Source organism: Halopseudomonas sp. (assembly GCF_036960865.1).
Classification (GTDB): Bacteria; Pseudomonadota; Gammaproteobacteria; order Pseudomonadales; family Pseudomonadaceae; genus Halopseudomonas.
In genome coordinates this window covers 241,246-265,941 of the sequence record NZ_JBALWE010000005.1, presented here as the reverse complement: position 1 = coordinate 265,941, position 24,696 = coordinate 241,246, and the positions used below count along the sequence as shown (strand labels likewise).

The window sequence follows — 24,696 nt, the reverse complement described above, 5'->3', positions numbered from 1 at the left end:
CATGCCTCGCTTGAAATTAATTGGCCCTAAGGCCGGGAATCACGAATTCAATGCCGTTACAGACCAACTGCCAGCGTGAAAGCTGAGCACTCGATCACAGCCAAAATCTGTTGCTTCTGCGCTTGATTGAGCTGGCAGCGCCATAATGACGCGCTCACCCTGACGACGTAACCGCGCAATCTCCTCATGCAACCCCGCTTCGCTACTGTGCGGAGCCCAAATAGCGGCACGCGCCTGGCTCAGCCCCACCCTACCGCGCTGCACAAGAAAACGAAGGTCGGTGGAAAAACCCGTGGCGGGGCGCGCACGGCCAAAATCGCTGCCGATATCGTCATAGCGGCCGCCCTGCGCGACACTCTGACCAACACCAGGCACAAAGGCGGCAAACACCACGCCCGTGTGGTAATGATAGCCACGCAACTCGCCGAGGTCGAAATACAAGGGAATCTGCGGATAACGACGAGCCAGGATCTGCGCGATTTCAGCCAGATCATCCAGTGCAGCCATAACCGACTCAGGCGCGCCATCCAGCAACGCGTGAGCACGATCGAGCACCTCTACCCCGCCGGACAACTCAACCAAACTGCACAGCATTGCCGCAAGAGAAGACTGCTCCAGCCCTGCGGTCAGCTCAGCCACCTCATCACCCGCCTTGCGCTGCAGAGCATCAAAGAGCGCGCGCTCGGTAACTTCATCCACCCCAGCCGCCTGAACCAGACCACGGTAAATACCCACGTGGCCGATATCCAGGTGCACTCCCTCCACTTCACAGCTGGTCAGGGTTTCCAGCATCAGCGAGATGATTTCGATATCACTGGTAGAAGACGCATCGCCATACAGCTCCGCGCCCAACTGAATCAAGCTGCGTGCAGTCGACAACGGGCGCGGACGCGTGTGCAACACACTGCCGCAATAGCAAAGCCGGGAAGGCCCTTCAGCACCCAGCGTATGCGCATCGATACGTGCAACCTGAGGCGTGATATCCGCGCGCAGCCCAAGCATGCGCCCGGACAGCTGATCGGTCATTTTAAAGGTTTGCAACTCAAGGTCGTGACCGGCACCGGTCAGCAGGGATTCAAGGTATTCGATGTGCGGGGTTATGACCAAGTCATAGCCCCAGCTGGAGAACAGATCAAGCAACTGTCGGCGGGCGGCTTCGATACGGGCAGCCTCCGCAGGCAATACCTCATCAATACCATCCGGCAACAGCCAGCGATCTACAGTCGGCATTTTGACAACCTTTTCATACACAGTGAACTAGGCTTGCGACGCGATTCATGCGCGTCGCACAAACCGTGCTGACCAGTACCGCAACACGCGTATCGAGAAGCACACATCGACGGCGTAAAGCACAGTAGACCGGTCACAAAAAAGCCGGGATTTCCCGGCTGCGCAAGTGTAACACGTTTTCTCGCCACCACACCCGCCGCGTTCAGTGTGCAGATCGGAGGCCAGACAAACAAAAGGGGCTGCCCGACCAGCGGACAACCCCTTTTAGCGTAAAAGCACATCAGGGCTGGCTAGACTGCCCTTGCATGTACTTGAAGAACTCGCTCTTCGGGTCCACCACCAGCACATCCGACTTGCTCGCAAAGCTTTCGCGATACGCTTGCAAGCTGCGCGAGAACGCGTAGAACTCCGGATCCTTGGTATACGCATCGGCATAGATGGCAGCAGCTTTCGCATCACCATCACCACGCACCTTCTCGGCCTCACGGAAGGCTTCTGCGATAATCACGCGTTGCTGACGATCAGCATCAGCGCGAATACCTTCAGCTAGCTCACGACCCTTGGCTCGATGCTCGCGCGCTTCGCGCTCACGCTCGGTGCTCATGCGGTCAAAGACGCTTCGATTCACTTCGTTAGGCAGATCGATTGCCTTAACGCGTACATCCAGCACTTCGATACCCAGCTCACGACGCGCACTTTCATCCAGGGTTGCCGTAATGTCAGCCATCAGCTGGTCACGCTCACCGGATACCACTTCGTGCAGCGTACGACGAGCCACCTCATTGCGCAGACCGGACTCCAGCTGACGCGACAGACGCTCTTCGGCAATCGCGCGCAGACCCGAAGTCGCCGTATAGAAGCGCTGCACATCGGCAATCCGCCACTTGGCATAGGAGTCAACCATCAAGGCTTTCTTTTCCAGCGTCAGATAACGCTGCGTGGCGGTATCGAGCGTCAACAGACGGGCATCAAAGGTATGCGCTTCCTGCACAAAAGGCAGCTTGAAGTGCAAACCCGGCGCGACATCACTGTCGACCACGCGACCAAATTGTAGAACAATCGCGCGCTGGGTCTGATCCACCACGAAGAAGCTGTTCCAGCCGACGATAAGAGCGGCCAACAGCACGATAATGCCAAACAAGGATTTGTTACTCATCAGCGGGACTCCCTGGAACGCAGATCGCGCTGCTGTGTGGTAGTAGAGCGGGAGGAATCGCTCTGCGTAATGGTCGGCACACCACCAGATGACGCATTTCCGGACCCGGAGGACTGCTGCATCAACTTGTCGAGCGGCAGATACAGCAGGTTGTTGTTGCCCTCACCACCGGACACCAGAATCTTGCTGGTGTTGGTCATTACATCCTGCATTGCATCTATATACAGACGCTCGCGCATGACGTCCGGCGCCAGACGATACTGCTCAACCAGCAGATCGAAGCGTTTGGCCTCACCCTCTGCCCGGGCAATTACCTCATCATGATAACCGTTGGCTTCTTCCAGCATGCGCTGAGCCTTACCTCGCGCCTCGGGAATGACACCGTTGGCATAGGCTTCTGCCTGATTGCGCTCACGTACTTCATCTTCCTTGGCACGAATCACGTCATCAAACGCATCCTGCACCTCGGCCGGCGCCTGGGCGTTCTCAATGTTGACTTGGGTAACGGTAATACCGGTGTTGTAGCTGTCCAGATAACGCTGCAATCGTTCGGTCACCTCAACCGCCATCTGCTCACGCCCCTCAGTCAACACCTGGTGCATTGGCGTAGAACCGACGACATGACGCACCGCGCTTTCGGTCGCATGGCGCAAACTGGTTTCCGGATCTTCCACCATCAAGACGAAATTCTGCAGATTGGAAATGCGGTACTGAATCGCCACCGGTACTTCAACGATATTCTCGTCTTCGGTCAGCATCTGACCCTGCTGCCGGTAGGAACGTACCTGAGTGACGTTACGCTGGAACTTGCGTTCGACCGGAGGAAAGTACAGGTGCAGGCCGGAACCCACGGTGCGGTCGTACTCACCAAAGCGCAGGATGACTGCCTGCTCCTGCTCATCTACCATATAAACCGCATTGAACAGCCAGACCGCGAGTATCACCAAGCCAGCGATAGCCCAAAGCCCCTTGGGAATGCCGCCACCGCCGATGCTGCTTCCGCCACCGCCGCTGCCGTTCTTGCCGCGTTTGCTGGAGCCGAACATATTATTCAGGCTGTCCTGCAGTTTGCGCAGCGCTTCATCAAGATCCGGCGGACCCTGCTTGCCACCGCGCTTGCCACCGCCGCCGCTACCCCAGGGATCCTGGTCGTTTGAATTATTTCCGCCACCAGGCTCATTCCAGGCCATAGCGTTCTCCGTTGTCTGTAACCGTTCAAAGCTCCGACCGCCAAGGTGGCAGTCAGATCAGGGTGCAATCCTACCGTAAACCAGCCGGCCCGCGCGAACCATAGCTGGAGGCTTTCATTGCAAAGTATGTTGCTGCAGAAAAACGTCTGGCTGCCAGCCTTCGCGCTTTAGCAGGCGATTGAAATCACTGCGTTGTAGGCGCAACTCAAGCTGCTGTCGGCCGTCCTCTGCGGTATGCTCGCCAAGTACTGCCCCAGCTGCATAAAACTGTGCGCGCAGACGCGCCTCGGCATGTTCCAGCACTATGCTTTCCTGCACCAGATCGTTACCTAACCGCTCGGCGATGGCCTGTCCGAGCAGGTCTAGCCCGAGCCCCTTCTGCGCAGAAATCCAGACTCTGACAATGGTACCGTCTTCGTTGCGTTGCAGCTGGGGCTCAAAGCCTTCTATCAGGTCAATCTTGTTGTAGACCTCAAGCATCGGCAGCTCAATCGCCCCGATCTCAGTCAACACCGAATTCACCTGCTGCATGTTTTCCTGACGATCAGGGTCGGCCGCATCAATGACATGCAGTAACAGATCTGCCTGAGCAGACTCTTCCAATGTGGCACGAAAGGCCTCCACTAACTTGTGTGGCAAATGGCGAATAAAGCCCACAGTGTCAGCAAGAATCACCGGACCGATATCGTCCAGTTCAATGCGTCGCAGCGTCGGATCCAGCGTGGCAAACAACTGATCGGCAGCATACACATCAGAGGTTGTCAGGGTATTGAACAGCGTAGATTTGCCCGCATTCGTGTAGCCGACCAGGGACACGACCGGAATCTCCGCTCGACGGCGCGCACGCCGGGCCTGATCACGCTGACTGCGTACCCGTTCCAGACGACGCATGATCTGCTTGATGCGCACACGCAGCAGACGACGGTCGGTTTCGAGCTGGGTTTCACCCGGGCCACGCAAGCCAATACCACCCTTCTGCCGCTCAAGGTGGGTCCAGCCACGCACCAAGCGCGTGCTCAGGTGATCGAGTTGCGCCAACTCGACCTGCAACTTACCTTCATGGGTACGCGCACGCTGCGCAAAGATATCCAGAATTAGGCCGGTGCGGTCGATTACCCGGCACTCCAGCTCCCGTTCCAGATTTCGCTCCTGACTGGGCGTCAGGGTGTGATTGAAGATGACCAGATCACCTTCATTAGCCTTGACCAAGGCCCGCAATTCTTCCACCTTGCCGCTTCCAATCAGGAACCGGGGTGTGGGCTTATGCCGGGGAATGGTCATAAATGCCGCATTTTCTGCACCGGCGGAACGCACCAGCTCAAGAAATTCCTGCGGGTCTTCACGGCGCTGTTCATCCAGGCCTTCGAGGTGAACAAGTACCGCACGCTCACCCCCTTCATGCCGCTCAAAAAACAATCAGGCCTCCTGTAGCATCAGGGATTGCTGGCCTCGGCCTCTTCACCACCGGCCTGCACCGGCAGACGCACCGGACGACCAGGAACAACGGTGGAGATCGCATGCTTGTAAACCATCTGGCTGACTGTATTTTTCAACAGAATGACAAACTGGTCGAATGACTCGATCTGGCCCTGCAGCTTGATGCCGTTTACGAGATAGATGGATACCGGGACACGTTCCTTGCGCAGAACGTTCAGGTAAGGGTCTTGTAGTGAATGCCCTTTTGACATTGCCTCACTCCTTTAATGGAAACCGTATAATTTTAAGCATTGTAATAATGCGATTTGGCCGGCTTGTCCATTATCCAAAAGACTAGCAGGCAAGTTAACTGCACAAACCTGGGCGGTAGAAGCGCCGGTAAACTCTATATTGCGACCTCTTGCAACGCTTTCAAGGCCTGCTCAAATCTTTTTGGGTCAAGGCTGTCAAGCCAGTCTATCTCGGCGTGCCAACCCCGCAACCAGGTAAACTGACGTTTCGCCAGTTGCCGGGTCGCAATAATGCCCCGTTCAACCATTTCTGCCTTGCTCAGCTTGCCATCGAGAAAGTCCCAGACCTGTCGATAACCGACAGCCCGAATGGATGGCATACCTGAATGCAAGTCCCCACGATTGCGCAAGGATTCGACCTCAGGAATCAGCCCTTGTTTCATCATCGAGACAAAACGTTCAGCAATTCGCTCGTGCAGCACAGAACGATCCTGGGGCGCAACCGCCATATAACGCACAGTATAAGGCAAAACCGCCGCCCCAGGCCGTTGTTCAAGTGCTTTTTCTGCACCTTGGCGAGCATGCAATTGTGTCAGTGTAATACCGCTGACGAGAAACACCTCATAAGCGCGTTGAATTCGCTGTGGATCGTTCGGGTGAATGCGCGCCGCCGCAACCGGGTCAACCCTCGCCAGTTCGGCATGCACCGCCTCCCAACCCTGAGCTTGCGCCATCGCCTCGATCTTCGCGCGCACCACAGAATCGGCTGACGGCATCTGCGCCAGGCCGCCGGCCAGAGCCTTGAAATAGAGCATAGTGCCGCCGACCAGTAGCGGAATACGGCCGCGTGCGGTGATCTCCGCCAACAGCGGCGTGACATCCTCGCAGAACCGGGCAGCAGAGTAGGCCTCCGCCGGATCAAGAATATCGATCAGGTGATGCGGGTAGCTCGCAAGTGTTTGCGCATCCGGCTTGGCGGAACCGATATCCATGCCACGATAAACCAGCACCGAGTCGACACTGATCAGCTCACAGGGAAACCGGTCGTACAGGTGCATTGCCAACTCGGTCTTGCCCGAGGCCGTTGGCCCCATCAAGCAGATAACCGGCGGCCGCACGGCGGTGCTCAAGGCGTAGCTTGCGACAGAGTCATCTCAGCGCCCCCGCAGAAACAGCTTATCCAGCTCAGCCATACTCATCTGCGTCCAGGTAGGACGCCCGTGATTACATTGCCCGCTTCGCTCAGTCTGCTCCATATCACGCAACAGGCCATTCATCTCCGCGAGCGTCAGCCTGCGATTGGCTCGCACTGCGCCGTGGCAAGCCATAGTGCCCAGCAACTCATTCAAATGAGCCTGAATGCGATCACTGGTGCCGTACTCCAAAAGGTCACTTAGTACATCCCGCACCAACTGCTCGGCATGCGCCTGGCGCAACAGGGCCGGGACCTCACGGATAGCCAGCGATTCCGGTCCTACGCGCTGCAGCGACATACCCAGGCGCGTAAACCAGTCGGCGTGCTCCTCCGCACAATCCGCCTCGCGCTGACTGACCGCCAGGCTTTCCGGCACCAGCAACGGCTGACTGCGCAACCCCTCCTGATCCATAGCGAGCTTCAGGCGTTCATAGGTGATGCGTTCGTGCGCGGCGTGCATGTCGACTACCACCATTCCGGCGGCATTTTCAGCAAGGATGTAGACCCCGTGCAGTTGCGCCACGGCGTAACCCAGCGGCGGCACATCACCGTCCTCTGCCGGCATGGCAGGCGCTGTGCCCTGGCTGCCGTAAAGATTGGCATAAGCGCCTACCGCGGCGGCCGGCGGAGGTGCTGGTGGTGCGTAGCCGCCGAGGGGCGCTGTCGACTCCGCCCGCCAAGCGGCGGATGGCTCATTCAGCGCCATGGGCTGCTGACCGGAAAACACCCCAGCATCCAATCCGCTGGCGACGTGTTGCGTTACGGCCGAAGCAGGTGGACGCGTCTCTACCGCGGGTTCTGCACTGTCAGGCTGGTCACCAGGGCGCTGATCGGCCAGGGCGCGATACAGCGTGCTGAACAGAAAGTCATGCACCATACGTCCGTCACGGAAGCGTACTTCATGCTTGGTCGGGTGCACGTTGACGTCTACCACGCCCGGGTCCAACTCCATGAACAACACAAAGGTCGGGTGGCGACCATTGAACAACACGTCGCGGTAGGCCTGCCGCACCGCATGCGCCACCAGCTTGTCCTTGATCATCCTGCCATTAACAAAGAAATACTGCAGATCCGCCTGGCTGCGCGAGAACGTCGGCAGGCCGACCCAACCCCACAGCCGCAACCCTGCCCGCTCGCTGTCAATGGAACGAGACTGCTCCACGAAAGCCGGACCACACACAGTCGCCACCCGGCGACGCGCTTCCTGTTCGGTATGTGCCGGGCGCAAGCTAAACACGCTACGCCCGTTGTGGCGCAGGTTGAAGGCCACATCGAAGCGGGAGAGAGCCAGGCGCTTGACCACTTCTTCCAAGTGGGAAAATTCAGTCTTTTCCGTGCGCAGAAACTTGCGCCGCGCGGGTGTATTGAAGAACAGGTCACGCACTTCTACAGTGGTGCCCTGCGGGTGCGCCGCCGGCTGCAGATTGGGCGCCATATCGCGCCCCTCTGTCTCAACCTGCCAGGCCTGATCACTACCCGCCGGACAGGAGGTCAGCGTGAGACGCGAGACAGAGCTTACCGAAGCCAGAGCTTCCCCACGAAATCCCAGGGTGGCAACGCGCTCCAAATCATCCAGGTCGCGAATCTTGCTGGTAGCGTGCCGCGACAAGGCCAGCGGCAGATCATCCTGCTCGATACCGCCACCATCATCCCGTACCCGCAGCAGTTTGACGCCAGCCTGCTCGACATCGATATCGATGCGCTTGGCGCCAGCGTCCAGGCTGTTTTCCAGCAATTCCTTGATTACCGAGGCAGGTCTTTCTACAACCTCGCCCGCCGCGATCTGGTTGGCCAGACGCGGGCTTAATAATTGAATTCGGGACATATCAGCGTTCGTTCTGTACGAGCATGCTGCTGGCCGGCACTTTGATTACCTGACCTACTCGTATGTTGTCATCGGACAAATTGTTGGCATTGCGCAAGCCGCTGAGCGACACCTGATACAGCGCCGCAATCATCGACAGGCTGTCACCGCGTCTTACCACATGTTCACGCGGGCCTTGCGCCAGCTTGCCGCTGGCCTTGAGCGCGGCGATGCGCGTACCCGGTGGCGGGTTGCGATGAAAATAGCTTTTTACCCCAGCATGAATCGAACGCGCCAATGCCTGCTGGTGACTGCGCGTCACCAACTTGCGCGCCTCACCAGGGTTGGAGATAAAACCAGTCTCGACCAGAATTGACGGAATATCGGGGGACTTCAACACCATGAACCCGGCCTGCTCTACCCGCGGCTTGTGCAGGGAGTTGACCCGCCCAACTGACGATAGAACCTGCTGACCTACATCCAGACTGGCTGAGAGGGTGGCCGTCATCGACAGGTCAAGCAGCACACTGGCCAGCACCTGATCCTTGTTATCCAGACTCACGCCACCCACGCCGCCAATAAGATCGGAGCGGTTTTCCCGGTCTGCCAGCAGTCGCGCCGTTTCCGAGGTTGCCCCACGATCAGACAATGCAAACACCGAGGCGCCGTTGGCACTGGCCCGGGTGAAGGCATCAGCATGAATGGAAACGAACAGATCAGCGTTGTGCTGACGGGCGATTTCCGTACGTTTACGCAACGGGATGAAGTAGTCGCCAGTGCGCACCAGCTGACCCTTGAAACCGGGCTCGGCATCAATCATGCCCTTGAGATCACGGGCAATGGCCAGCACCACTTCTTTCTCTCGGGCGCCGCCATAACCTATGGCACCGGGGTCTTCGCCGCCATGACCGGCGTCGATGGCGATAATGATATCGCGCTCACCCGCTTCGCTGGCCGAGCGAACCGGCGCTTGCGGCAACGGCGAAGCGCTAGGCGCCTGGGGCGGATCGATGGCGCGGGGCTTGCCATCCTGGTCAAACAGATCGATAACCAGGCGATCACCGTACTGCTGATTGGGCGGCAGCACAAAACTCTTGGGATTGACTTGCGCTGACAAGTCCAGCACCACGCGTAAACCATTACCATCGCGCGGCGCAGAGCGCATGCCGGTCAAAGGGGTGTTGGCCAAGGCCAGACCAGCGGTATCGGCATTGAACGTGGCGTTGTCGATATCAATGACAATCCGTTCGGGGTTGGACAGGGTAAACAGGGTATGGTTGGCCGGCCCACTCAAGTCAAACACCAGCCGCGTGTTATCCGGCGCGCGCCACAGACGAACGCTCTTGATGTCAGCCGCCAGCGCGACTTCAGTAACAAGGCACAATAAACTGACAGCGCACCAACGCAGCAGCATCTGGCATTTCCCCCCGGTCATGCTAGTCACGCTATGCCTTACTCCGTTCTTGTTGCAATCGATGGCAGCTGGCCTGACCGTGCTCGGTCTCGCCGTCCAGCAAAAGGCGTCTGCCCTCGCCTTCCACGCTAATGGTAATCGTCAGGTCCGGTCTTGGCAAAACGCCCCGCCCCTTTTCCGGCCACTCGACCAGGCAAAGGCTATCAGCCGAAAAGTAATCCCGCACTCCGAGAAACTCGAGTTCCTCGGGATCAGCCAGGCGGTAGAGGTCGAAATGGTAGACCGTCGCCTCGGCCAGTTCGTAGGGCTCGACCAGGGTAAAGGTTGGGCTTTTGACTGCCCCCTGGTGTCCCAACCCCCGAATCATTCCACGACTAAGCGTGGTTTTGCCCATACCCAGATTACCTTCCAGATAGACCACGCCGCGCCCATCTAGTGCCCGCGCGATGGCGGCACCTAACGCCTGCATGGCATTTTCGCCCTCTATCTGCACCGTATAACTCATTCTGCGTCCCGTTGATTCAACAATGCCTTGATGGGCATGAACATGTCACTCGCCCGCAATCCCACTTGACCATGATGAGCGGCTCGATCACCTGCAAGGGCGTGCACCAGCACAGCATAACGCGCCGCTCTGGCGGCGGGAATGCGCTGTGCCAGCAGGGCTCCCAGCAGCCCAGAGAGCACATCGCCCATACCACCAACGGCCATACCCGGATTGCCGTCCGAGCAGACCGCCGGCAACTCGGCATCATTACTACCTACCAGACTGCCGGCGCCCTTTAGGATGACTGAACAGTTCAGCATACGGACCAACTGGGCCAACGCAGCGGGCCGGTCAGCCTGCACGCGCGCATTGTCCCATGCCAGCAGCCGCGCCGCCTCTGCCGGATGCGGCGAGATGATACTTTCTGCGCCAAGGGACACCCGCGTCGCGCCTTCTGCCAATAAATTCAACGCATCAGCATCCAGCACCCGCGGCCCTTGCCAACCCAGCGCGGCATCCAGCAGCGCTCGTGCCCAGCTGTCGCGCCCCAGCCCCGGCCCGATCACCAGCGCATCAGCCTGATCCAGCAGCCCTTGCAACTGCTCTACAGCATCAACGCCACGTACCATCAGCTCCGGACAGCGACTGAGCAAAGGCGCGACATGTTCCGGTCGCGTCGCCACGCTGATCTTGCCGGCACCGCTACACAATGCAGCCTCGGCCGCCAGCATGATGGCACCACCCATACCATGCCCACCGCCGATAATCAGCAAATGGCCAAAGTGCCCTTTATGGGCCGCCTGCTTGCGCACCGGCAGAGTTTTCGCCCAACGCGACAGGCTCAGCCGTTCAAACGCGAACTTGGCAACCGGCTGCTCGCTCTCGGCAAGCTCGGCGAACAGCAGTTCACCGGTGTGATTCGGACCTACACCCGTTAGCAAGCCCAGCTTGAGCCCTATAAAAGTTACCGTCAGGTCCGCACTCACCGCACAACCGAGGAGCGTGCCCCGATCTGCGTCCAGACCACTAGGCAGATCGACGGCCAGCACCGGACAGGGCGCGGCGTTGATTTGCCCGATGACATCAACGTAGTCCCCCCTGACCTCTCCCGACAAGCCAGTGCCCAGCAGGGCATCTACCAGTACGCCCGAGAGCGACGCATTCGGATGCCAGCGCTTAACACTCACGCCTTCCGAGAGCGCCATCTGCAGCGCCATAGCAGCGTCGCCCTGCAGCTTATCTGGGTCGGCAACCGCCCAGACCGCCACCTGCCAGCCCGCCTGCTGTGCCAGCCGTGCCAACAGATAACCGTCACCAGCGTTGTTACCCCCACCGCATAGCACCGTCATCTGGCGCAGGCTGGGCCAGCGCTGCTGCACGGCCTGCCACAACGCCTGCGCGGCGCGCTGCATCAACTCGATACCCGGGGTTCCGGCGTCAATCAGGCGGGCGTCCAACTCCCGAACCTGAGCTGCGGTGTAAACCCTATCGGGCAAAACATGCGTCATAAATAGGCTCCCGGTGTGGATGTCTGGCACAATTATACGAGAACCATCGCGCAACCCCTCAACCCCCGACCCTGGCCATGCCTGAATCCATCAACTATCACGACCTTGCCGAGCAGATCCGCAGCTTGGCCAGCCAACTTGGCTTCCAGCAGCTTGGCATCAGTGCGCCGGATATTGGTGAGCACGAGCAACACCTGGAGCAGTGGATCAACGCCGGCTACCACGGCGAAATGGAGTGGATGGCCAGCCACGGCAGCAAGCGCACCCAACCTGCCGAGCTGGTGCCAGGTACTCAACGCGTCATCTCAGTGCGCATGGATTACCTGCCGAGCGACAGCGCTATGGCGCAACGCTTAAGCGAGCCCGATGCGGCCTACGTGTCACGTTATGCGCTAGGACGCGACTACCACAAACTGATTCGCCGCCGGTTGCAGAAGCTGGCTGATGCCATACAAGCACTTATCGGCCCATTCGGCTATCGTGCCTTTGTCGACAGCGCTCCGGTCATGGAACGGGCGCTCGCGACCAGCTCCGGCTTGGGCTGGATCGGCAAAAACAGCATGCTGATCAACCGCAAGGCCGGCAGCTATTTCTTTCTCGGCGAACTGTATACCGACCTGCCGTTACCGATAGATGCGCCGCAACAAAGCGAACACTGCGGCAGCTGTACGGCCTGCCTTGAACGCTGCCCGACCCAAGCCTTTGTTGGTGACAAGATACTCGATGCGCGGCGTTGCATTTCCTACCTGACCATCGAGCTGAAAGGCGCGATTCCAACCGAATTACGCGCCCCCATGGGCAACCGGGTATTTGGCTGCGACGACTGCCAGCTGGTCTGTCCCTGGAATCGCTTTGCCAAACCTACCGAGGAATCCGACTTCGGCCCGCGCCACCGCCTGGATCAGGCCAGCCTGGCTGAGCTGTTTCGCTGGGATGAAGCCGCATTCCTGGCCAATACTGAGGGCTCGCCCATCCGTCGCATTGGTCATGAACGCTGGCTGCGCAATCTGGCAGTAGGCCTGGGCAATGCCAGCAGCAGTATTTCCGTGATTGAAGCGCTCAAAGCGCGCCGCGACCACCCCTCAGAACTGGTCCGTGAGCACGTTGCCTGGGCACTGCAACAACACGGGACCGCAGCAGTCGATTGATCAAAACTTGATAAAGTGCTCGCGGTAATGCTGAAGCTCGGCAATGGAGTCACGAATATCATCCATGGCCAGGTGGCTGCTCTGCTTCTTCACCCCGTTCTTCACCTCGGGCGCCCAGCGCGCAGCAAGCTCTTTCAGGGTAGACACGTCCAGGTTGCGATAGTGGAAATACTCTTCCAGCTCGCGCATACCGCGATAAAGAAAGCGCCGATCCTGACAGATGCTGTTGCCGCACATCGGTGAGCGACCGGCCGGCACCCACTCGCGCAGAAAAGCCAGGGTCTGCTGTTCAGCCTCCGCCGCACTCGTCACGCTGTCACGCACACGCTGCGTCAGGCCAGACTGACCATGCTGGCGCGTATTCCATTCATCCATGCCATCGAGCATGGCGTCGGGTTGCTTTACGGCAATCGCCGGCCCCTCGGCCAGCACATTCAGGTTGGAGTCGGTCACAATGGTGGCGATTTCGATGATCACATCGTTGTCCGGGTCGAGCCCGGTCATTTCCAGATCGATCCAGATTAGGTTGTCGGGGCTTTGCATACTGACTCCTGGCGCTAGTGAAACAGACTTCGGGAAAAAGGAACGGCGCCAAAGGCACCAGATCAACTGCCGCCAGTATAACTGGCGCGTGCTACACTGCGGCTGTTTCTTCAGACACTGACCCCATGGCCAAGCGACACCTTACCCGGCGCCAAAGCTGGCGCATTGAAAAAATCCAGGGCGAACGCGCCGCACGCGCAGACCGCCGCGCCGACAAGGCCGAGCAAAGCTTGCTGGGCGGCGACCTAGGTCCGGAACAAAACGGCTTGGTCATCGCACACTTTGGCGTGCAGATGGACGTCGAAGCCACCGACGGTGCCAACCTAGGCGAGGTGCGCCGCTGCTATCGACGCGCCAATCTGCCGGCACTGGTCACCGGCGACAAAGTCATCTGGCGCGCCGACAACCAAGGCTCTGGCGTGATTGTGGCGCAATTACCCAGACAGACCGAATTATGTCGCCCGGATCACCGGGGCCAACTCAAGCCGGTAGCTGCCAATGTCGATCTCTTGGTGATCGTATTTGCCCCGCTGCCCACCCCTTATGCCAACTTGATCGATCGTTATCTGGTTGCTGCGGAACAGGCCGGACTGGAACCGCTGCTGGTGATGAACAAATCCGATCTACTCAACCCGCAGCAACACCTTGAGCTGCTGCAGTGGCTGAAAGACTATGCCGCGCTGGGCTACCGGGTACTCAGCCTTTCGGCAGGCGACGGCACAGGCATGGAAGACCTCAAGGCCACACTGAAAGACCGCATCAGCGTGTTTGTCGGGCAATCGGGGGTAGGCAAATCATCACTGATCAATGTGCTACTGCCTGGCGAGGACCTGCGTGTAGGCGCGCTGTCCGAACAAACCGGCAAAGGCACCCACACCACCACCACCGCCAAGCTGTTTCATTTCCCGGCAGGCGGTGACCTTATAGACTCCCCCGGTATTCGCGAATTCGGGCTGATGCATATCAGCCAGGATGAACTGCTGGATGGTTTTATCGAGTTTCGCCCCTATCTCGGGACGTGCCGCTTCCGTGATTGCCGTCATCAACAGGAGCCCGGGTGTGCGCTGCTTGGCGCCGTTGCCGACGGAAAGATCGCCAAGGCGCGCATGGCCAGCTACCGCCACATACTGTCAACGCTGGACGCGGACTGAAGCCAGTGCCATCTACTCGCGCAAGCGGCGGGCGGGGTCGGACGAATCTTCAAACAAATTGAGACTACGCGGCGCTGCTGACGCAGCCGCAGCGGGCGCGGTTGCCGGTTCAGCTTCCGCCGCCGGCTCAGGTGTTGGCGCGACCGGTTGAGCCGGCGGCGCGGGCGTGCCTTGTAACGCCTGCTCTACCGCATCAACGGCAGCCGGCTCGGTTTGCGCCGAGTCTAGCAATTGCGCCTCGGCCTGGTGGTTCAGCACCACGATATCAATACGCCGGTTGGTCGCACTCAACGGGTTCTCTCGATCGAACAACGCAGAGTCGGCATAGCCGACCACCCGCGCGACCTGCTGCTCGGGATAACCGGCGACCAGTAGCGTGCGCCGAGCCGCATTGGCTCGATCAGAAGACAACTCCCAATTGCCATACCCACGCCGTCCGCGGTAGGGCTCGGCGTCGGTATGCCCACTGATACTGATCTTCTTTGGCACCTTGGCAATGGTATCGCTCAGTGCCAGCAGAATTTCCTCGAAATAAGGCTGCAACTCGGCGCTGCCACTGGCGAACATCGGGCGGTTCTCTGCATCAACGATCTGGATACGCAGGCCGTCCTGGGTAATCTCGATCAGAATCTGATCCTTGAAGCGCTGCAGTACCGGCTCTTCATCAATCTGGTTCTGCAGCTCCTGCAGCAGCATGTCCAGCTCACGCTGCTCCACCTCTTTGGCCAGCTCCTTGGCGGCGGACTCATCGACCAGATTCTCGTCCTGCGGATCCTTTTCCTCGCTCAGCGTGATGTTGGGTGAAACCTGCGGCGAGCCGCCCAGATCAATCGGATACGGACTCCCCCCTTCGGAAAAGCCTACGGGGTCGTTGAAATAGCCAGAAATATCTTTCAGCTGTTCCGGCGTCGCCACGGTAATCAGCCACATGACCAGAAAGAACGCCATCATGGCCACGGCAAAATCGGCAAAGGCGATCTTCCACGACCCACCATGATGTCCGGCAGCCTTGCGAGTAATACGCTTGACGATAATCGGCTGATTGTTGTCCATAAATCAGCGGCCCTTGACCGACTCTTCCAGCTCCAGAAAGCTGGGACGGTGCTCAGGCAATAAAGACTTGCGGCCGAACTCGACCGCCAGCGCCGGCGGCAGGCCTTGCGCACTGGCCACCAGCGTCATTTTGATGGCCTCATAGGTATTCACCTCTTCATGCGCGTCGTGCTCCATCGCGCTGGCAAAAGGCCCGACAAAGCCATAAGCAGCCAGAATACCCAAAAAGGTGCCGACCAGCGCCGTTCCTACCTTCTCGCCAATTTCGGACTTTTCCGCATCACCAAGAATACTCATGGTGATCACAATACCCAGCACCGCAGCAACGATACCAAAGCCGGGGAGTGCATCCGCCACGCGCGTAGTGGCATGAGAAGGCTCAAGCAGCTCCTCGGTCAGGCTGGATATTTCCACGTCAAACAGTGCTTCAAGCTCGTGCGGCGCCATATTGCCTGTCGACATGATGCGCAGGTAATCACAGACAAACTCGGTCATGTGCTTGTCTTTGAGAATCGCGGGATACTTGCTGAAAATAGGGCTTTCTGCGGGCTCTTCGATATCCGCTTCGATCGACATCATGCCTTCACGCCGACTCTTGTTCAGCACTTCATAGAGCAAACCCAGTACATCCAGGTAGTACGCCTTGCTGAATCGGTGGCCAAACATGATCTTGGGGCCGGCAGCCAGTGTCTTCTTGACCACAGCACCGCTATTGGCAACCAGAAAGGCGCCAAAGGCCGCGCCGCCGATAATCAGGATTTCAAAGGGGTGCCAGAGCGCTGCAATGTGCCCGCCGGAGGCCATGAAACCACCCAGCACAGCACCAATAACGACAAGAAAACCAGCGATCTTCAGCATAAATCAGAATGTCCGATGTAGCAGGATGCACACGAAGCGCATGCAGGGGCGGCACAGGACCGCCGTTCGAGTTATAGTCGCGCAAATGACAAGTATAAAGCCGCGAATCCCATGAGCACAGCCCAGCCCAAGCCTAACGGCAACAAAGACCTTATCGGCAGCCTGCGCGAGAAACTGAACGCCACAGCTCTGCCCATCACCCCTGCGCAGCGACAAGACCTGCTGGCGCAGCTGAACAGCGACATGCTCAGCCTCGGCGAGCTGACGCTGCACATCATGAGCGTACCGGTCGCAGCCTTGCATATCTGCCGCGCGGCCGGCGAAGCGGCGCGCAACCGTGACGTTGATATTCTGACCCTGGAACAAGCCTGCAATCTGCTGGGCACGCAGCGGCTGGCTCGCCTGATAGAAGGGATTCCGGTGGTAGACGCAGAGCAGCTGCCAGCGGCCTATCGGCAGTTGATCAGCATCAGCGAGCACGCGGTCAGCCAGGCGCATGGCCTGTTCTCGCAGCGCATCGCTCGCCTGTGGCATGAGATGTCGCTGGCAACGCTGTTGTTTCTTTCCCCTTTGTGGGCCCTGACCTACCTCAAGCCACACATCTTTGAACAGTGGGACGCGATGAACCGCGGCGTTCTGCCGGCCAATGTCAGCAAGCGACAGATCGCCGAGACTACGGCTGCCGGGTTCACCCTCATCCAGCAGGTTGCTCAGGATTGGTGGTTGCCACCGTGGATCCTGCAAGGTTATCGATCGATGAACAGCAGCCGCCGCATTATGGTCAAGGCACTGCATATTGCCCGCAATGCTAACGATCCCCAGGACCAGCAGGCGCGCCTGGACAGTGACCGCGAGCTGTATCGCTGGCTTACCCAGCCCGCCAACAGCCTGTTGATGGCGACCGGTATTGCGCTGGGCGCGCACCACAACTGGTACGCCATACACACGCTGCGCTGGCAGCAGCTCAGCGCGCTTTACCTAGGCTGCAGTGTGGACCAGACGCAGCAGATCAGCCATGAAAGCGCCGTCAATAGCGCCCGCGTGCAGCATCAGGCGAGCCCCGGCCAGAACTGGTTGCCGGCGATGTCACTACCCTGGCCTGCCGATTACGCACCAACCCAGGAACCCACCGCAAAACCGGCCAGTGCGCCAGCCAGCCCGACCCCGGCGGCGCCCATCCGTCCAGAGCGCTGGCGTCAGCTGTGTCTGACCTTGAACGCCCAGCCGACGCCTTTCAACACCTTGTCCGAGCTACTCGAGTGCGCGCTCAAGGCGATGCATGACGGCCTGGGCCTACAGCAGTGCTGGATCGCGCTATTCAACGGCAAGGCGCAGCAGCTGTTGGTAGGCGCCGCGCTGGGCTTTGCCTCAGAGCAGAAAATCGTAGGCACACGCCTGGGCAATCCACGCGGCTCTTCTTGGGGCAACTGGCTTGCCAGCGACACCTGTCATCATCTGGATAACGCCGAGCTGACGCGCTTGGGGCCCCTATTGCCTGGCGCACTGCGTAGCATGGCGCCGGACAGCGCTTTCGAACTGGTGCCCATCCTGCACAATCATCAGGTATTAGGGCTGCTGTTTGCGTGCAACCCTGGCAACCAACGTTTGCTTGACCAGCAGCGACAGAAGGCAATGATGAAAACCGCCAACTGCATCCTCAACGCACTGTTGAACTTCAAACAGCGCGCCTAGCCTACGGCGGCTTGCCGCGATAGACCCGGACCGGCAATCCGCTACAATGCGCGTTGGTGGGCAGCCCCCTGCCCAACTTCAACCGCCCGGAGATGCGTCACCCATGACGATGACTACCCTGCCCCTGTTGATCGAGCCAGAGGCACTTGAGCTGCCGCTGGACCAGCAGCATTTTCGCCTGGTAGACCTGTGCAAAACCGAAAACTACCTTACCGGCCACCTGCCCGGCGCCGTGCACATCGCCCCCTCGCGCACCGCAGCAGCGGCGCCACGGCCCGGTTTGCTCCCGACAAGCGACGTGCTGCAGGCACTATTCAGTGAACTCGGCCACCATCCGGACCTGCACTACGTGGTTTACGATGACGAAGGTGGGGGCTGGGCCGGACGCTTCATCTGGCTGCTTGACTGCATCGGCCACCCACATTACAGCTACATCAATGGCGGCCTCACCGCATGGAAACAGGCCGGCCGCGAGCTGGAAACTGCGGAAAACCAAGCGCCTGCCAGCCAACCGCGGCTGACTTTCAATACCCGCCATACGGTTACCCTTGACGATCTCATGGCCGACCTCAACAACCCGGGGCGGATCATTTGGGACGCGCGCTCTCCAGAGGAATACCGGGGCGAGAAGGTACTGGCCGCCAAAGGCGGACATATCCCGGGCGCGGTCAATTTCGAGTGGACCGCAGGCATGGATGCCGCACGCGGCCTGCGACTGCGCAGTGACCTGGCTGAAACAATACAGGCACTGGGCATCACCCCAGATAAACAGATCGTGACCCACTGCCAGACCCATCACCGCTCTGGCTTCACCTACCTTGCCGCCAAGGTGTTGGGCTACCCGAACATCAAAGCCTACGCCGGATCCTGGTCCGAGTGGGGCAACCACCCAGATACCCCTGTCGAACCCTGAGGACTTTTCATGCGCGCGCGCTTATTCATCCTGATGCAGTATCTGCTCCCCCATCACCTGCTTTCGCGCCTGGCGGGCTGTCTGGCTAACTGCACCTGGGCGTGGGTAAAAAACCCTTTCATCACCTGGTTCGTCGGTCACTTCAAGGTCGACATGAGTCAGGCTCTGGAAGAGAACCCCACCGCCTACAGCAGTTTCAACGCGTTCTTCACCCGCGCACTCAAACCAGACGCACGTCCACTCGATGGCACCGCCGGCGGCATCCTCTGCCCCGCCGACGGCACTGTCAGCCAATTAGGCAAAATCGAGCACGGCCGCATCTTTCAGGCCAAGGGCCATAGCTTCAGCGTCACCGAACTGCTTGGCGGTAACCCGCAACACGCTGCGGCCTTTCAGGGCGGCGAGTTTGCCACCGTGTACCTTTCGCCACGTGACTATCACCGAGTTCACATGCCCTATAGCGGTACTTTGACGGAAATGATCTACGTGCCAGGACGGCTGTTTTCAGTCAACCAGACTACCGCCGAGAACGTACCCGAGCTGTTCGCCCGCAACGAGCGTGTGGTCTGCCTGTTTGATACCGAGGTGGGCCCGATGGCTGTCGTGTTGGTCGGCGCAATGATTGTCGCCTCGGTGGAAACCGTGTGGGCCGGGCTAGTCGCACCACCCAGCCGCGAGCTGCGCACTACAGCCTATGGCCAGGCTGCCCCCTATTTGGAGCGGGGCGCTGAAATGGGCCGCTTCAAACTGGGCTCGACCGCCATCGTGCTGTTTGGACCCAATGTCGCCAACTGGCAGGCTGAATTGAAAGCCGGCAGCGCCGTGAGCATGGGCCAACTGATGGGCACCACGCGCGCCTGATCAGGCGCGACTCAGATCAAAAGCAATCACCTGATCAATACGGCTGGCACCCAGCGCCAGCATGATCAGGCGATCCACCCCCAGCGCCACCCCGGCACATTCAGGCAAACCTGCCCGCAGCGCTGCCAGCAACGGCTCGTCCAGTGGCAATACCGGGTAGCTCAACTGCACTCGCTGCGCCTGGTCAGCCGCAAAGCGGCGCGCCTGCTCCTGCGCGTCGGTTAGTTCAAAATAGCCGTTGGCCAGCTCCATGCCGGCCACAAAGAGTTCGAAGCGCGCCGCACTGGGCACGCAGTCATCCCCCTCCACCACCCGCGCCAACGCTGCCTGTGAGGCAGGAAAGGCATAGACCATGGTGGGCTCGAGCAACTGTGGCTCCACACAGTGGGAAAACAGCAGATTCAACCAGCCGTCACGTTGCAGTTCACCGGTAAAACCACATCGCTCGCGCGCCAGCGCCTGCAACTGTGCGTCGCTGCAGGTATGGATATCCAACCCTGTGTGCTCCTTAAAAACCGCTGCGTAGGTCACCCTTCTGGCCGGGGCCGACGCCAAAACCCGCATCACCAGGGCATCCACCTCATCCATGAGCCGGTGATGGTCAAAGCCAGGGCGATACCACTCCAACATGCTGAACTCGGGATTGTGCCGCCCGCCTACCTCGCCGTTGCGATACACCTTACAGAGCTGCCAGATGGCGCCGCTTCCGGCGGCCAACAGGCGCTTCATCGGATACTCTGGCGAGGTATGCAAATACAGCCGTTGCACAGTGCCTCCACCCTCCGGCACATAATCGGTTGTGAACGGAAACAAAAAAGGATCACTCACCGCCGCGTGCGACAGGCTGGGAGTATCCACCTCCAGCACGTCACGCTCGGTAAAAAACTGCCTGATCTGATTGATGATCGCTGCTCGACGGCGCAGCGTCACCAAGGTCGCACTCGGCTTCCAGTCGATATTCATAAACAGTCTCCATCGGGCACAAAAAAACCGGAGCCAGGCTCCGGTTTCTTGCTGCACTTCAAAGGTCAGGCGCGACCAACATACTCGCTGGACCGAGTATCAACCTTGAGCACATCGCCGGTGTTGATGAACAACGGCACCTTGACCACGGCACCAGTAACCAGCTTGGCCGGCTTGGTACCGCCGCCGGAGGTATCACCGCGCACGCCAGGATCGGTTTCTACTACTTCCAGCTCAACAAAGTTGGGCGGCGTAATCGCAATCGGAGCGCCGTTATACAGGGTGACTTGGTATACGACCTGCTCTTTCATCCAGTTGATGCAGTCGCCTACCGCTTTCTCATCGGCGCCGTACTGCTCGAACGAGCCGTCAGTGGCCATGAAATGCCAGAACTCGCCATCGGCGTACAGGTATTCCATCTCGCGGTCCATCACGTCGGCGCCTTCCAGCGAATCGCCCGACTTGAAGGTGCGCTCGTTGACGCGACCGGTTTTCAGGTTGCGCACCTTTACCCGGTTGAACGCCTGCCCTTTACCCGGCTTGACGTATTCGTTTTCCAGGATGGAGCAAGGGTCGCCATCGAGCATCACCTTAAGACCCGGTTTGAATTCATTGGTAGAATAATTGGCCATACAGACATTCCCACTTTCAATTAAACGGATAATCCGACAACGCGCCGTTCTGACAACATTTGGAGGCAGCCAGTCGGATACCCTGACACCCATGCGCGGAAAAACGCCAATGATACATGGTTCTTCAGTTCGTGTTGAGTCTGCCAGCTGGCAAAATCTGCTGGCCGGCAGCATTACCGACCCACGGGTTCTACTCTCACGACTGCAACTCGACCACAGCCTGCTGCCGGGCGCCCTGGCTGCCGACCGCGACTTTCGCCTGCGTGTGCCCGAGCCTTACCTGCAGCGCATGCAGCCGGGCAACCCCAACGACCCCTTGCTGCTGCAAGTGCTACCCCTGGCGGCAGAACTGAATGAGCAGCCAGGCTACGTCAGTGACCCACTGGGTGAGCAGCACAGCAACGCGCGGCCCGGTATTATTCACAAGTATCACGGCCGCCTGCTGCTGGTGGTCACCGCAGGCTGCGCTATCAATTGCCGCTACTGCTTCAGGCGCCATTTCCCCTACGACGAAAACAATTTGAGTACCGCCGAGTGGGAGCAGGCGCTCGATTACATCCGCCAGGACAGCTCCCTCAATGAGGTTATCTACAGCGGCGGCGATCCGCTGGCGGCTAATGATCGGCGCCTCGCCTGGCTGACCCGGCAGATCGCCGACATACCCCATATCAAACGGCTGCGCGTCCATACGCGCCTGCCGGTGGTCATCCCGCAACGCGTCACCAACGACCTGATTCAGGCCCTCTGCGCAACGCGACTACCGGTCACTATGGTGCTGCACTGCAACCACGCCAATGAAGTGGATGCGCAAATGCTCAACGCCACCACCCTTTTGCGCCAGGCCAACATCACCCTGCTGAACCAGGCAGTGCTGCTGCGAGGCGTCAACGACAACCTCGAGGCACAGATGGCCCTGAGCGAAGCACTAGGCGACAATGGCATATTGCCCTATTATCTGCACTTGCTTGACCATGTCAGAGGCGCGAGCCATTTCCATTGCTCTGATGCGGAGGCCACGCAGTTGGTCGGCCAGATGCTGACGCGGCTACCGGGCTACCTGGTACCTCGCCTGGTAAGAGAGGTAGCCGGCCAACCTGGGAAGGTTCCCCTACCCGTCGACCTGGCAGGGAATATTAAAGAAGGCATTGAGTGACGACTGATTTCAGCGTTGCTGTTGGCCACGCAGCTCGATCTTGAATTCTTTGCAGCCAATAGCCGAATCAGCTGGAACACAGATAGAAAGGGCATTGTAGCGAGCCGCGCGAGTGCCAGGCTCGGCGTTTAGCCAGTTCGGAACTAAGCTGCTACAGTGTCTTCAATAGAAGACTTGACCCTTAAGGTGTCGAGCCTGTTCAGCCCAATGGCTGCCAGGCTTTGGCCGGAACCGCTTGTACTGGATAAGACTGTTATGGATAGCACATCGCAAAAACTGCATTTGCGTATTCCTCAGCAAACACTCAGCAGCTTGAGTTTTGCCGAAGGCACAGAAAAGGGCATCATCCAGTGGCTGGCCAATTTGCCAAAAGCCAATATCGGAGAAACTGCCCGTCAGCTATATCAGGGACTGATAGAACTGAACCAGTTTGAAATAGCGGCCGACAAGCGCCTGGCCATACTGGAGCGCATAAGACCGGAAGTGCATTACGTGTGCACAGCCCTGTCGAAGTACTACCTTGGGCAGTCAATTGTCCTTGAGGACAAGCCGCGCAAGGTCGCCAACCTCTCACAATCACTACAAAACCATTTGGCCAATGGCTACAAGATCGTGGTGGCGCAGGAGCGCAGCATCAAGTCTCGCGATCATGCCAGCCAGATGACCTTGGCTCTGCAACGCTCAATTCGCAGCCTCTGTGGCCCTCTATTGCGCGCCTTCCAACTCTACTGTCCGGTTGCCGATGGCGTCTGGCTCGAACTGCATCAACTGTATCAATTGGCACGCAAGCGCAAACTCCACCTTTCCCCGGTGCAGGACAAGGAAAGCGCCAATAAAAAGCCCCTGAGCATCGAGCAGAGCTACATTATTGCGCTGCTGATGGGCTCCGCGCGGCCAAACCAGATGCGCCAAAGCGCAATGGGTCGCCTGTTTGCGACATTGGAAGACTGGAGCCGTGTAGCACACATTGTGCAACCAACCGACACCAAGGCATTGTTCATCATCAATCCCGATATGGACTGCCCGCCGCGCTACAAGTCGCTGATCCGCGACGAAAACCTGGACAACAGCCTGGGGCTGGATACCAGCGAGCTGGTAGAAAGCATCAAGGACTATATGCTCAACAGCAACGACTACCGGGGCGAACTGCGCATTCCCGACAACATGGGCATCGAGCTGCTACAACACGTCAGTCAGTCATGGGGCGATCTCGCCGAGCGCACCTTCAACCGTATTCCCAGCGGCGGCCAACTGAAAGTCAGCATCGGTATCAGCGCCACCCACTACCGCATCGCCGGCAAGGCCTTCGCCCGCTTTGTTGACGCCGAGGAAATGGAAACCAACCCGTTCTCCGAAGCCGCCCAACGCAGCAAGCAAAGTGGCTGGACCGGTGCCTTCGACGGAGCCCATTCGGTCGACTGGAACGGCGCCGGCGTCGAGCAAATCGACTACCACGGCGCTACGGGTGCAGACGACGAGGAAGGTGAGGAAACCTACCCGATCCATAGCCTGCCAATCGTAAATCACAGCCCTGGCGGCTTCTGCCTGACCTGGCCTAAAGAGGTACCCAAGCAACTACAGGCAGGCGAATTGCTGGGCATCCAGGAAGCCAGCGAAGAAGACTGGAGCCTGGCCGTCGTGCGCTGGATTCGTCAGGTACGTGGTGGCGGCACGCAGATGGGTATCGAACTGGTCGCCCCGCACTGCACACCCTGTGCTGCCAAACTGCTACGCAAGACCGGCGAACCAAGCCAGTTCCTGCGCGCCTTGATGCTGCCGGAAGTGACCGCTATTGATCGTCCCGCGACTATTATCACGCCCCGCCTGCCGTTCCAGATCAACAGCAAAATCATCATTCATCGTCCCGGCCACTCTCAGCGCGCCCACCTCACCGAGCGTATTACAGCTACCGGCAGCTTCAGTCAGTTCCAGTATCAGCTGATTGAACAGGTCAAGGAAGAGAAGCCTCAATCTGAGACTAACCCCTCATCCTTAACGGTCAGCACTGAGGATGACTTTGACTCCCTCTGGAAGTCTCTGTAAATTCAATCGTCTAATTATCAAGGGCTACGCGATGC

At 59.0% G+C, this 24,696-nt stretch carries 22 protein-coding genes; 7 read left to right on the top strand and 15 right to left on the bottom strand.

Annotation, left to right across the window (positions count from 1 at the left end):
* Window positions 1–39: 39 nt before the first annotated feature.
* From V7747_RS09230 to V7747_RS09185, 10 genes are all read right to left on the bottom strand, one after another.
* Window positions 40–1,230 carry an ATP phosphoribosyltransferase regulatory subunit gene (locus V7747_RS09230; protein WP_335615748.1) on the bottom strand — a complete coding sequence of 397 codons (1,191 nt, stop codon included), beginning with the start codon at window positions 1,228–1,230 and terminating at the stop codon, window positions 40–42.
* A gap of 280 nt (window positions 1,231–1,510) precedes the next feature.
* Window positions 1,511–2,386 carry a protease modulator HflC gene (hflC, locus tag V7747_RS09225; protein WP_335615747.1) on the bottom strand — a complete coding sequence of 292 codons (876 nt, stop codon included), beginning with the start codon at window positions 2,384–2,386 and terminating at the stop codon, window positions 1,511–1,513.
* A complete protein-coding gene (gene hflK / locus V7747_RS09220; RefSeq protein ID WP_335615746.1) occupies window positions 2,386–3,576 on the bottom strand; it encodes an FtsH protease activity modulator HflK in 1,191 nt (396 codons plus the stop codon). The genes hflC and hflK overlap by 1 nt, the downstream gene beginning before the upstream one ends.
* Before the next feature lie 114 nt (window positions 3,577–3,690).
* Entirely contained in the window at window positions 3,691–4,992 is a 1,302-nt protein-coding gene (gene hflX / locus V7747_RS09215) for a ribosome rescue GTPase HflX (RefSeq protein ID WP_335615745.1), read from the bottom strand.
* 17 nt (window positions 4,993–5,009) lie between these two features.
* Window positions 5,010–5,264, bottom strand: coding sequence for an RNA chaperone Hfq (gene hfq / locus V7747_RS09210; protein ID WP_092285293.1), 255 nt, complete (start codon window positions 5,262–5,264; stop codon window positions 5,010–5,012).
* Between the two features lie 134 nt (window positions 5,265–5,398).
* Complete coding sequence (gene miaA, locus V7747_RS09205) at window positions 5,399–6,337, bottom strand: tRNA (adenosine(37)-N6)-dimethylallyltransferase MiaA (RefSeq protein ID WP_335615744.1); 939 nt, start codon at window positions 6,335–6,337, stop codon at window positions 5,399–5,401.
* A gap of 60 nt (window positions 6,338–6,397) precedes the next feature.
* Window positions 6,398–8,263, bottom strand: a complete 1,866-nt coding sequence (gene mutL / locus V7747_RS09200; protein WP_335615743.1) for a DNA mismatch repair endonuclease MutL — start codon at window positions 8,261–8,263, stop codon at window positions 6,398–6,400.
* 1 nt (window position 8,264) lies between these two features.
* Window positions 8,265–9,677, bottom strand: coding sequence for an N-acetylmuramoyl-L-alanine amidase (locus V7747_RS09195; protein ID WP_442909222.1), 1,413 nt, complete (start codon window positions 9,675–9,677; stop codon window positions 8,265–8,267).
* Window positions 9,678–9,687: 10 nt separating this feature from the next.
* A complete protein-coding gene (gene tsaE, locus V7747_RS09190) occupies window positions 9,688–10,161 on the bottom strand; it encodes a tRNA (adenosine(37)-N6)-threonylcarbamoyltransferase complex ATPase subunit type 1 TsaE (RefSeq protein ID WP_335615741.1) in 474 nt (157 codons plus the stop codon).
* A complete protein-coding gene (locus V7747_RS09185) occupies window positions 10,158–11,651 on the bottom strand; it encodes an NAD(P)H-hydrate dehydratase (RefSeq protein WP_335615740.1) in 1,494 nt (497 codons plus the stop codon). The genes tsaE and V7747_RS09185 overlap by 4 nt, the downstream gene beginning before the upstream one ends.
* A gap of 77 nt (window positions 11,652–11,728) precedes the next feature.
* Between V7747_RS09185 and queG the strand changes: the two genes are divergently transcribed.
* Complete coding sequence (queG, locus tag V7747_RS09180; RefSeq protein WP_335615739.1) at window positions 11,729–12,799, top strand: tRNA epoxyqueuosine(34) reductase QueG; 1,071 nt, start codon at window positions 11,729–11,731, stop codon at window positions 12,797–12,799.
* On the opposite strand, the gene orn is transcribed toward queG, so the two are convergent.
* Window positions 12,800–13,342, bottom strand: coding sequence for an oligoribonuclease (orn, locus tag V7747_RS09175; RefSeq protein WP_335615738.1), 543 nt, complete (start codon window positions 13,340–13,342; stop codon window positions 12,800–12,802).
* Window positions 13,343–13,467: 125 nt separating this feature from the next.
* Between orn and rsgA the strand changes: the two genes are divergently transcribed.
* Window positions 13,468–14,493 carry a small ribosomal subunit biogenesis GTPase RsgA gene (gene rsgA / locus V7747_RS09170; RefSeq protein ID WP_335615737.1) on the top strand — a complete coding sequence of 342 codons (1,026 nt, stop codon included), beginning with the start codon at window positions 13,468–13,470 and terminating at the stop codon, window positions 14,491–14,493.
* 12 nt (window positions 14,494–14,505) lie between these two features.
* Here the strand turns inward: rsgA and motB are convergent, their stop codons facing one another.
* Window positions 14,506–15,546 carry a flagellar motor protein MotB gene (motB, locus tag V7747_RS09165; RefSeq protein WP_335615736.1) on the bottom strand — a complete coding sequence of 347 codons (1,041 nt, stop codon included), beginning with the start codon at window positions 15,544–15,546 and terminating at the stop codon, window positions 14,506–14,508.
* A 3-nt stretch (window positions 15,547–15,549) separates the two neighbouring features.
* Window positions 15,550–16,404, bottom strand: a complete 855-nt coding sequence (gene motA, locus V7747_RS09160; protein WP_335615735.1) for a flagellar motor stator protein MotA — start codon at window positions 16,402–16,404, stop codon at window positions 15,550–15,552.
* 111 nt (window positions 16,405–16,515) lie between these two features.
* Here motA and V7747_RS09155 point away from each other — a divergent pair, with 111 nt between their 5' ends.
* The 3 genes from V7747_RS09155 to asd all read left to right on the top strand — a co-directional run bounded on the left by V7747_RS09155 (window position 16,516) and on the right by asd (window position 19,870).
* Window positions 16,516–18,096 (top strand): hypothetical protein, encoded by a 1,581-nt coding sequence (locus V7747_RS09155; protein ID WP_335615734.1) that lies wholly within the window; start codon window positions 16,516–16,518, stop codon window positions 18,094–18,096.
* Window positions 18,097–18,199: 103 nt separating this feature from the next.
* On the top strand, window positions 18,200–19,009 hold the full coding sequence (locus V7747_RS09150; protein ID WP_335615733.1) for a rhodanese-like domain-containing protein: 810 nt from the start codon (window positions 18,200–18,202) through the stop codon (window positions 19,007–19,009).
* Window positions 19,010–19,018: 9 nt separating this feature from the next.
* Window positions 19,019–19,870 (top strand): archaetidylserine decarboxylase, encoded by an 852-nt coding sequence (asd, locus tag V7747_RS09145; RefSeq protein ID WP_335615732.1) that lies wholly within the window; start codon window positions 19,019–19,021, stop codon window positions 19,868–19,870.
* Here the strand turns inward: asd and epmA are convergent, their stop codons facing one another.
* Window positions 19,871–20,833: an EF-P lysine aminoacylase EpmA gene (epmA, locus tag V7747_RS09140; RefSeq protein ID WP_335615731.1), complete on the bottom strand. Its 963-nt coding sequence runs from the start codon at window positions 20,831–20,833 to the stop codon at window positions 19,871–19,873.
* Window positions 20,834–20,898: 65 nt separating this feature from the next.
* Window positions 20,899–21,465, bottom strand: coding sequence for an elongation factor P (gene efp, locus V7747_RS09135; RefSeq protein ID WP_092285321.1), 567 nt, complete (start codon window positions 21,463–21,465; stop codon window positions 20,899–20,901).
* Between the two features lie 109 nt (window positions 21,466–21,574).
* Here efp and epmB point away from each other — a divergent pair, with 109 nt between their 5' ends.
* Both epmB and V7747_RS09125 read left to right on the top strand, forming a co-directional pair.
* Complete coding sequence (epmB, locus tag V7747_RS09130) at window positions 21,575–22,618, top strand: EF-P beta-lysylation protein EpmB (RefSeq protein WP_335615730.1); 1,044 nt, start codon at window positions 21,575–21,577, stop codon at window positions 22,616–22,618.
* A 255-nt stretch (window positions 22,619–22,873) separates the two neighbouring features.
* Window positions 22,874–24,661, top strand: coding sequence for a molecular chaperone (locus tag V7747_RS09125; protein ID WP_335615729.1), 1,788 nt, complete (start codon window positions 22,874–22,876; stop codon window positions 24,659–24,661).
* Window positions 24,662–24,696: the final 35 nt, after the last annotated feature.

Coding starts and splice junctions, on each gene's coding strand:
- hfq (WP_092285293.1), bottom strand. CDS start 5,264: ATGTCAAAAGGGCATTCACTACAAGACCCTTACCTGAACGTTCTGCGC.
- epmA (WP_335615731.1), bottom strand. CDS start 20,833: ATGAATATCGACTGGAAGCCGAGTGCGACCTTGGTGACGCTGCGCCGT.
- rsgA (WP_335615737.1), top strand. CDS start 13,468: ATGGCCAAGCGACACCTTACCCGGCGCCAAAGCTGGCGCATTGAAAAA.
- V7747_RS09195 (WP_442909222.1), bottom strand. CDS start 9,677: ATGACCGGGGGGAAATGCCAGATGCTGCTGCGTTGGTGCGCTGTCAGT.
- V7747_RS09230 (WP_335615748.1), bottom strand. CDS start 1,230: ATGCCGACTGTAGATCGCTGGCTGTTGCCGGATGGTATTGATGAGGTA.
- efp (WP_092285321.1), bottom strand. CDS start 21,465: ATGGCCAATTATTCTACCAATGAATTCAAACCGGGTCTTAAGGTGATG.
- hflK (WP_335615746.1), bottom strand. CDS start 3,576: ATGGCCTGGAATGAGCCTGGTGGCGGAAATAATTCAAACGACCAGGAT.
- asd (WP_335615732.1), top strand. CDS start 19,019: ATGCGCGCGCGCTTATTCATCCTGATGCAGTATCTGCTCCCCCATCAC.
- orn (WP_335615738.1), bottom strand. CDS start 13,342: ATGCAAAGCCCCGACAACCTAATCTGGATCGATCTGGAAATGACCGGG.
- miaA (WP_335615744.1), bottom strand. CDS start 6,337: ATGGGGCCAACGGCCTCGGGCAAGACCGAGTTGGCAATGCACCTGTAC.
- V7747_RS09150 (WP_335615733.1), top strand. CDS start 18,200: ATGACGATGACTACCCTGCCCCTGTTGATCGAGCCAGAGGCACTTGAG.
- queG (WP_335615739.1), top strand. CDS start 11,729: ATGCCTGAATCCATCAACTATCACGACCTTGCCGAGCAGATCCGCAGC.
- epmB (WP_335615730.1), top strand. CDS start 21,575: ATGATACATGGTTCTTCAGTTCGTGTTGAGTCTGCCAGCTGGCAAAAT.
- V7747_RS09185 (WP_335615740.1), bottom strand. CDS start 11,651: ATGACGCATGTTTTGCCCGATAGGGTTTACACCGCAGCTCAGGTTCGG.
- hflC (WP_335615747.1), bottom strand. CDS start 2,386: ATGAGTAACAAATCCTTGTTTGGCATTATCGTGCTGTTGGCCGCTCTT.
- tsaE (WP_335615741.1), bottom strand. CDS start 10,161: ATGAGTTATACGGTGCAGATAGAGGGCGAAAATGCCATGCAGGCGTTA.
- mutL (WP_335615743.1), bottom strand. CDS start 8,263: ATGTCCCGAATTCAATTATTAAGCCCGCGTCTGGCCAACCAGATCGCG.
- motB (WP_335615736.1), bottom strand. CDS start 15,546: ATGGACAACAATCAGCCGATTATCGTCAAGCGTATTACTCGCAAGGCT.
- V7747_RS09125 (WP_335615729.1), top strand. CDS start 22,874: ATGGATAGCACATCGCAAAAACTGCATTTGCGTATTCCTCAGCAAACA.
- V7747_RS09155 (WP_335615734.1), top strand. CDS start 16,516: ATGAGCACAGCCCAGCCCAAGCCTAACGGCAACAAAGACCTTATCGGC.
- motA (WP_335615735.1), bottom strand. CDS start 16,404: ATGCTGAAGATCGCTGGTTTTCTTGTCGTTATTGGTGCTGTGCTGGGT.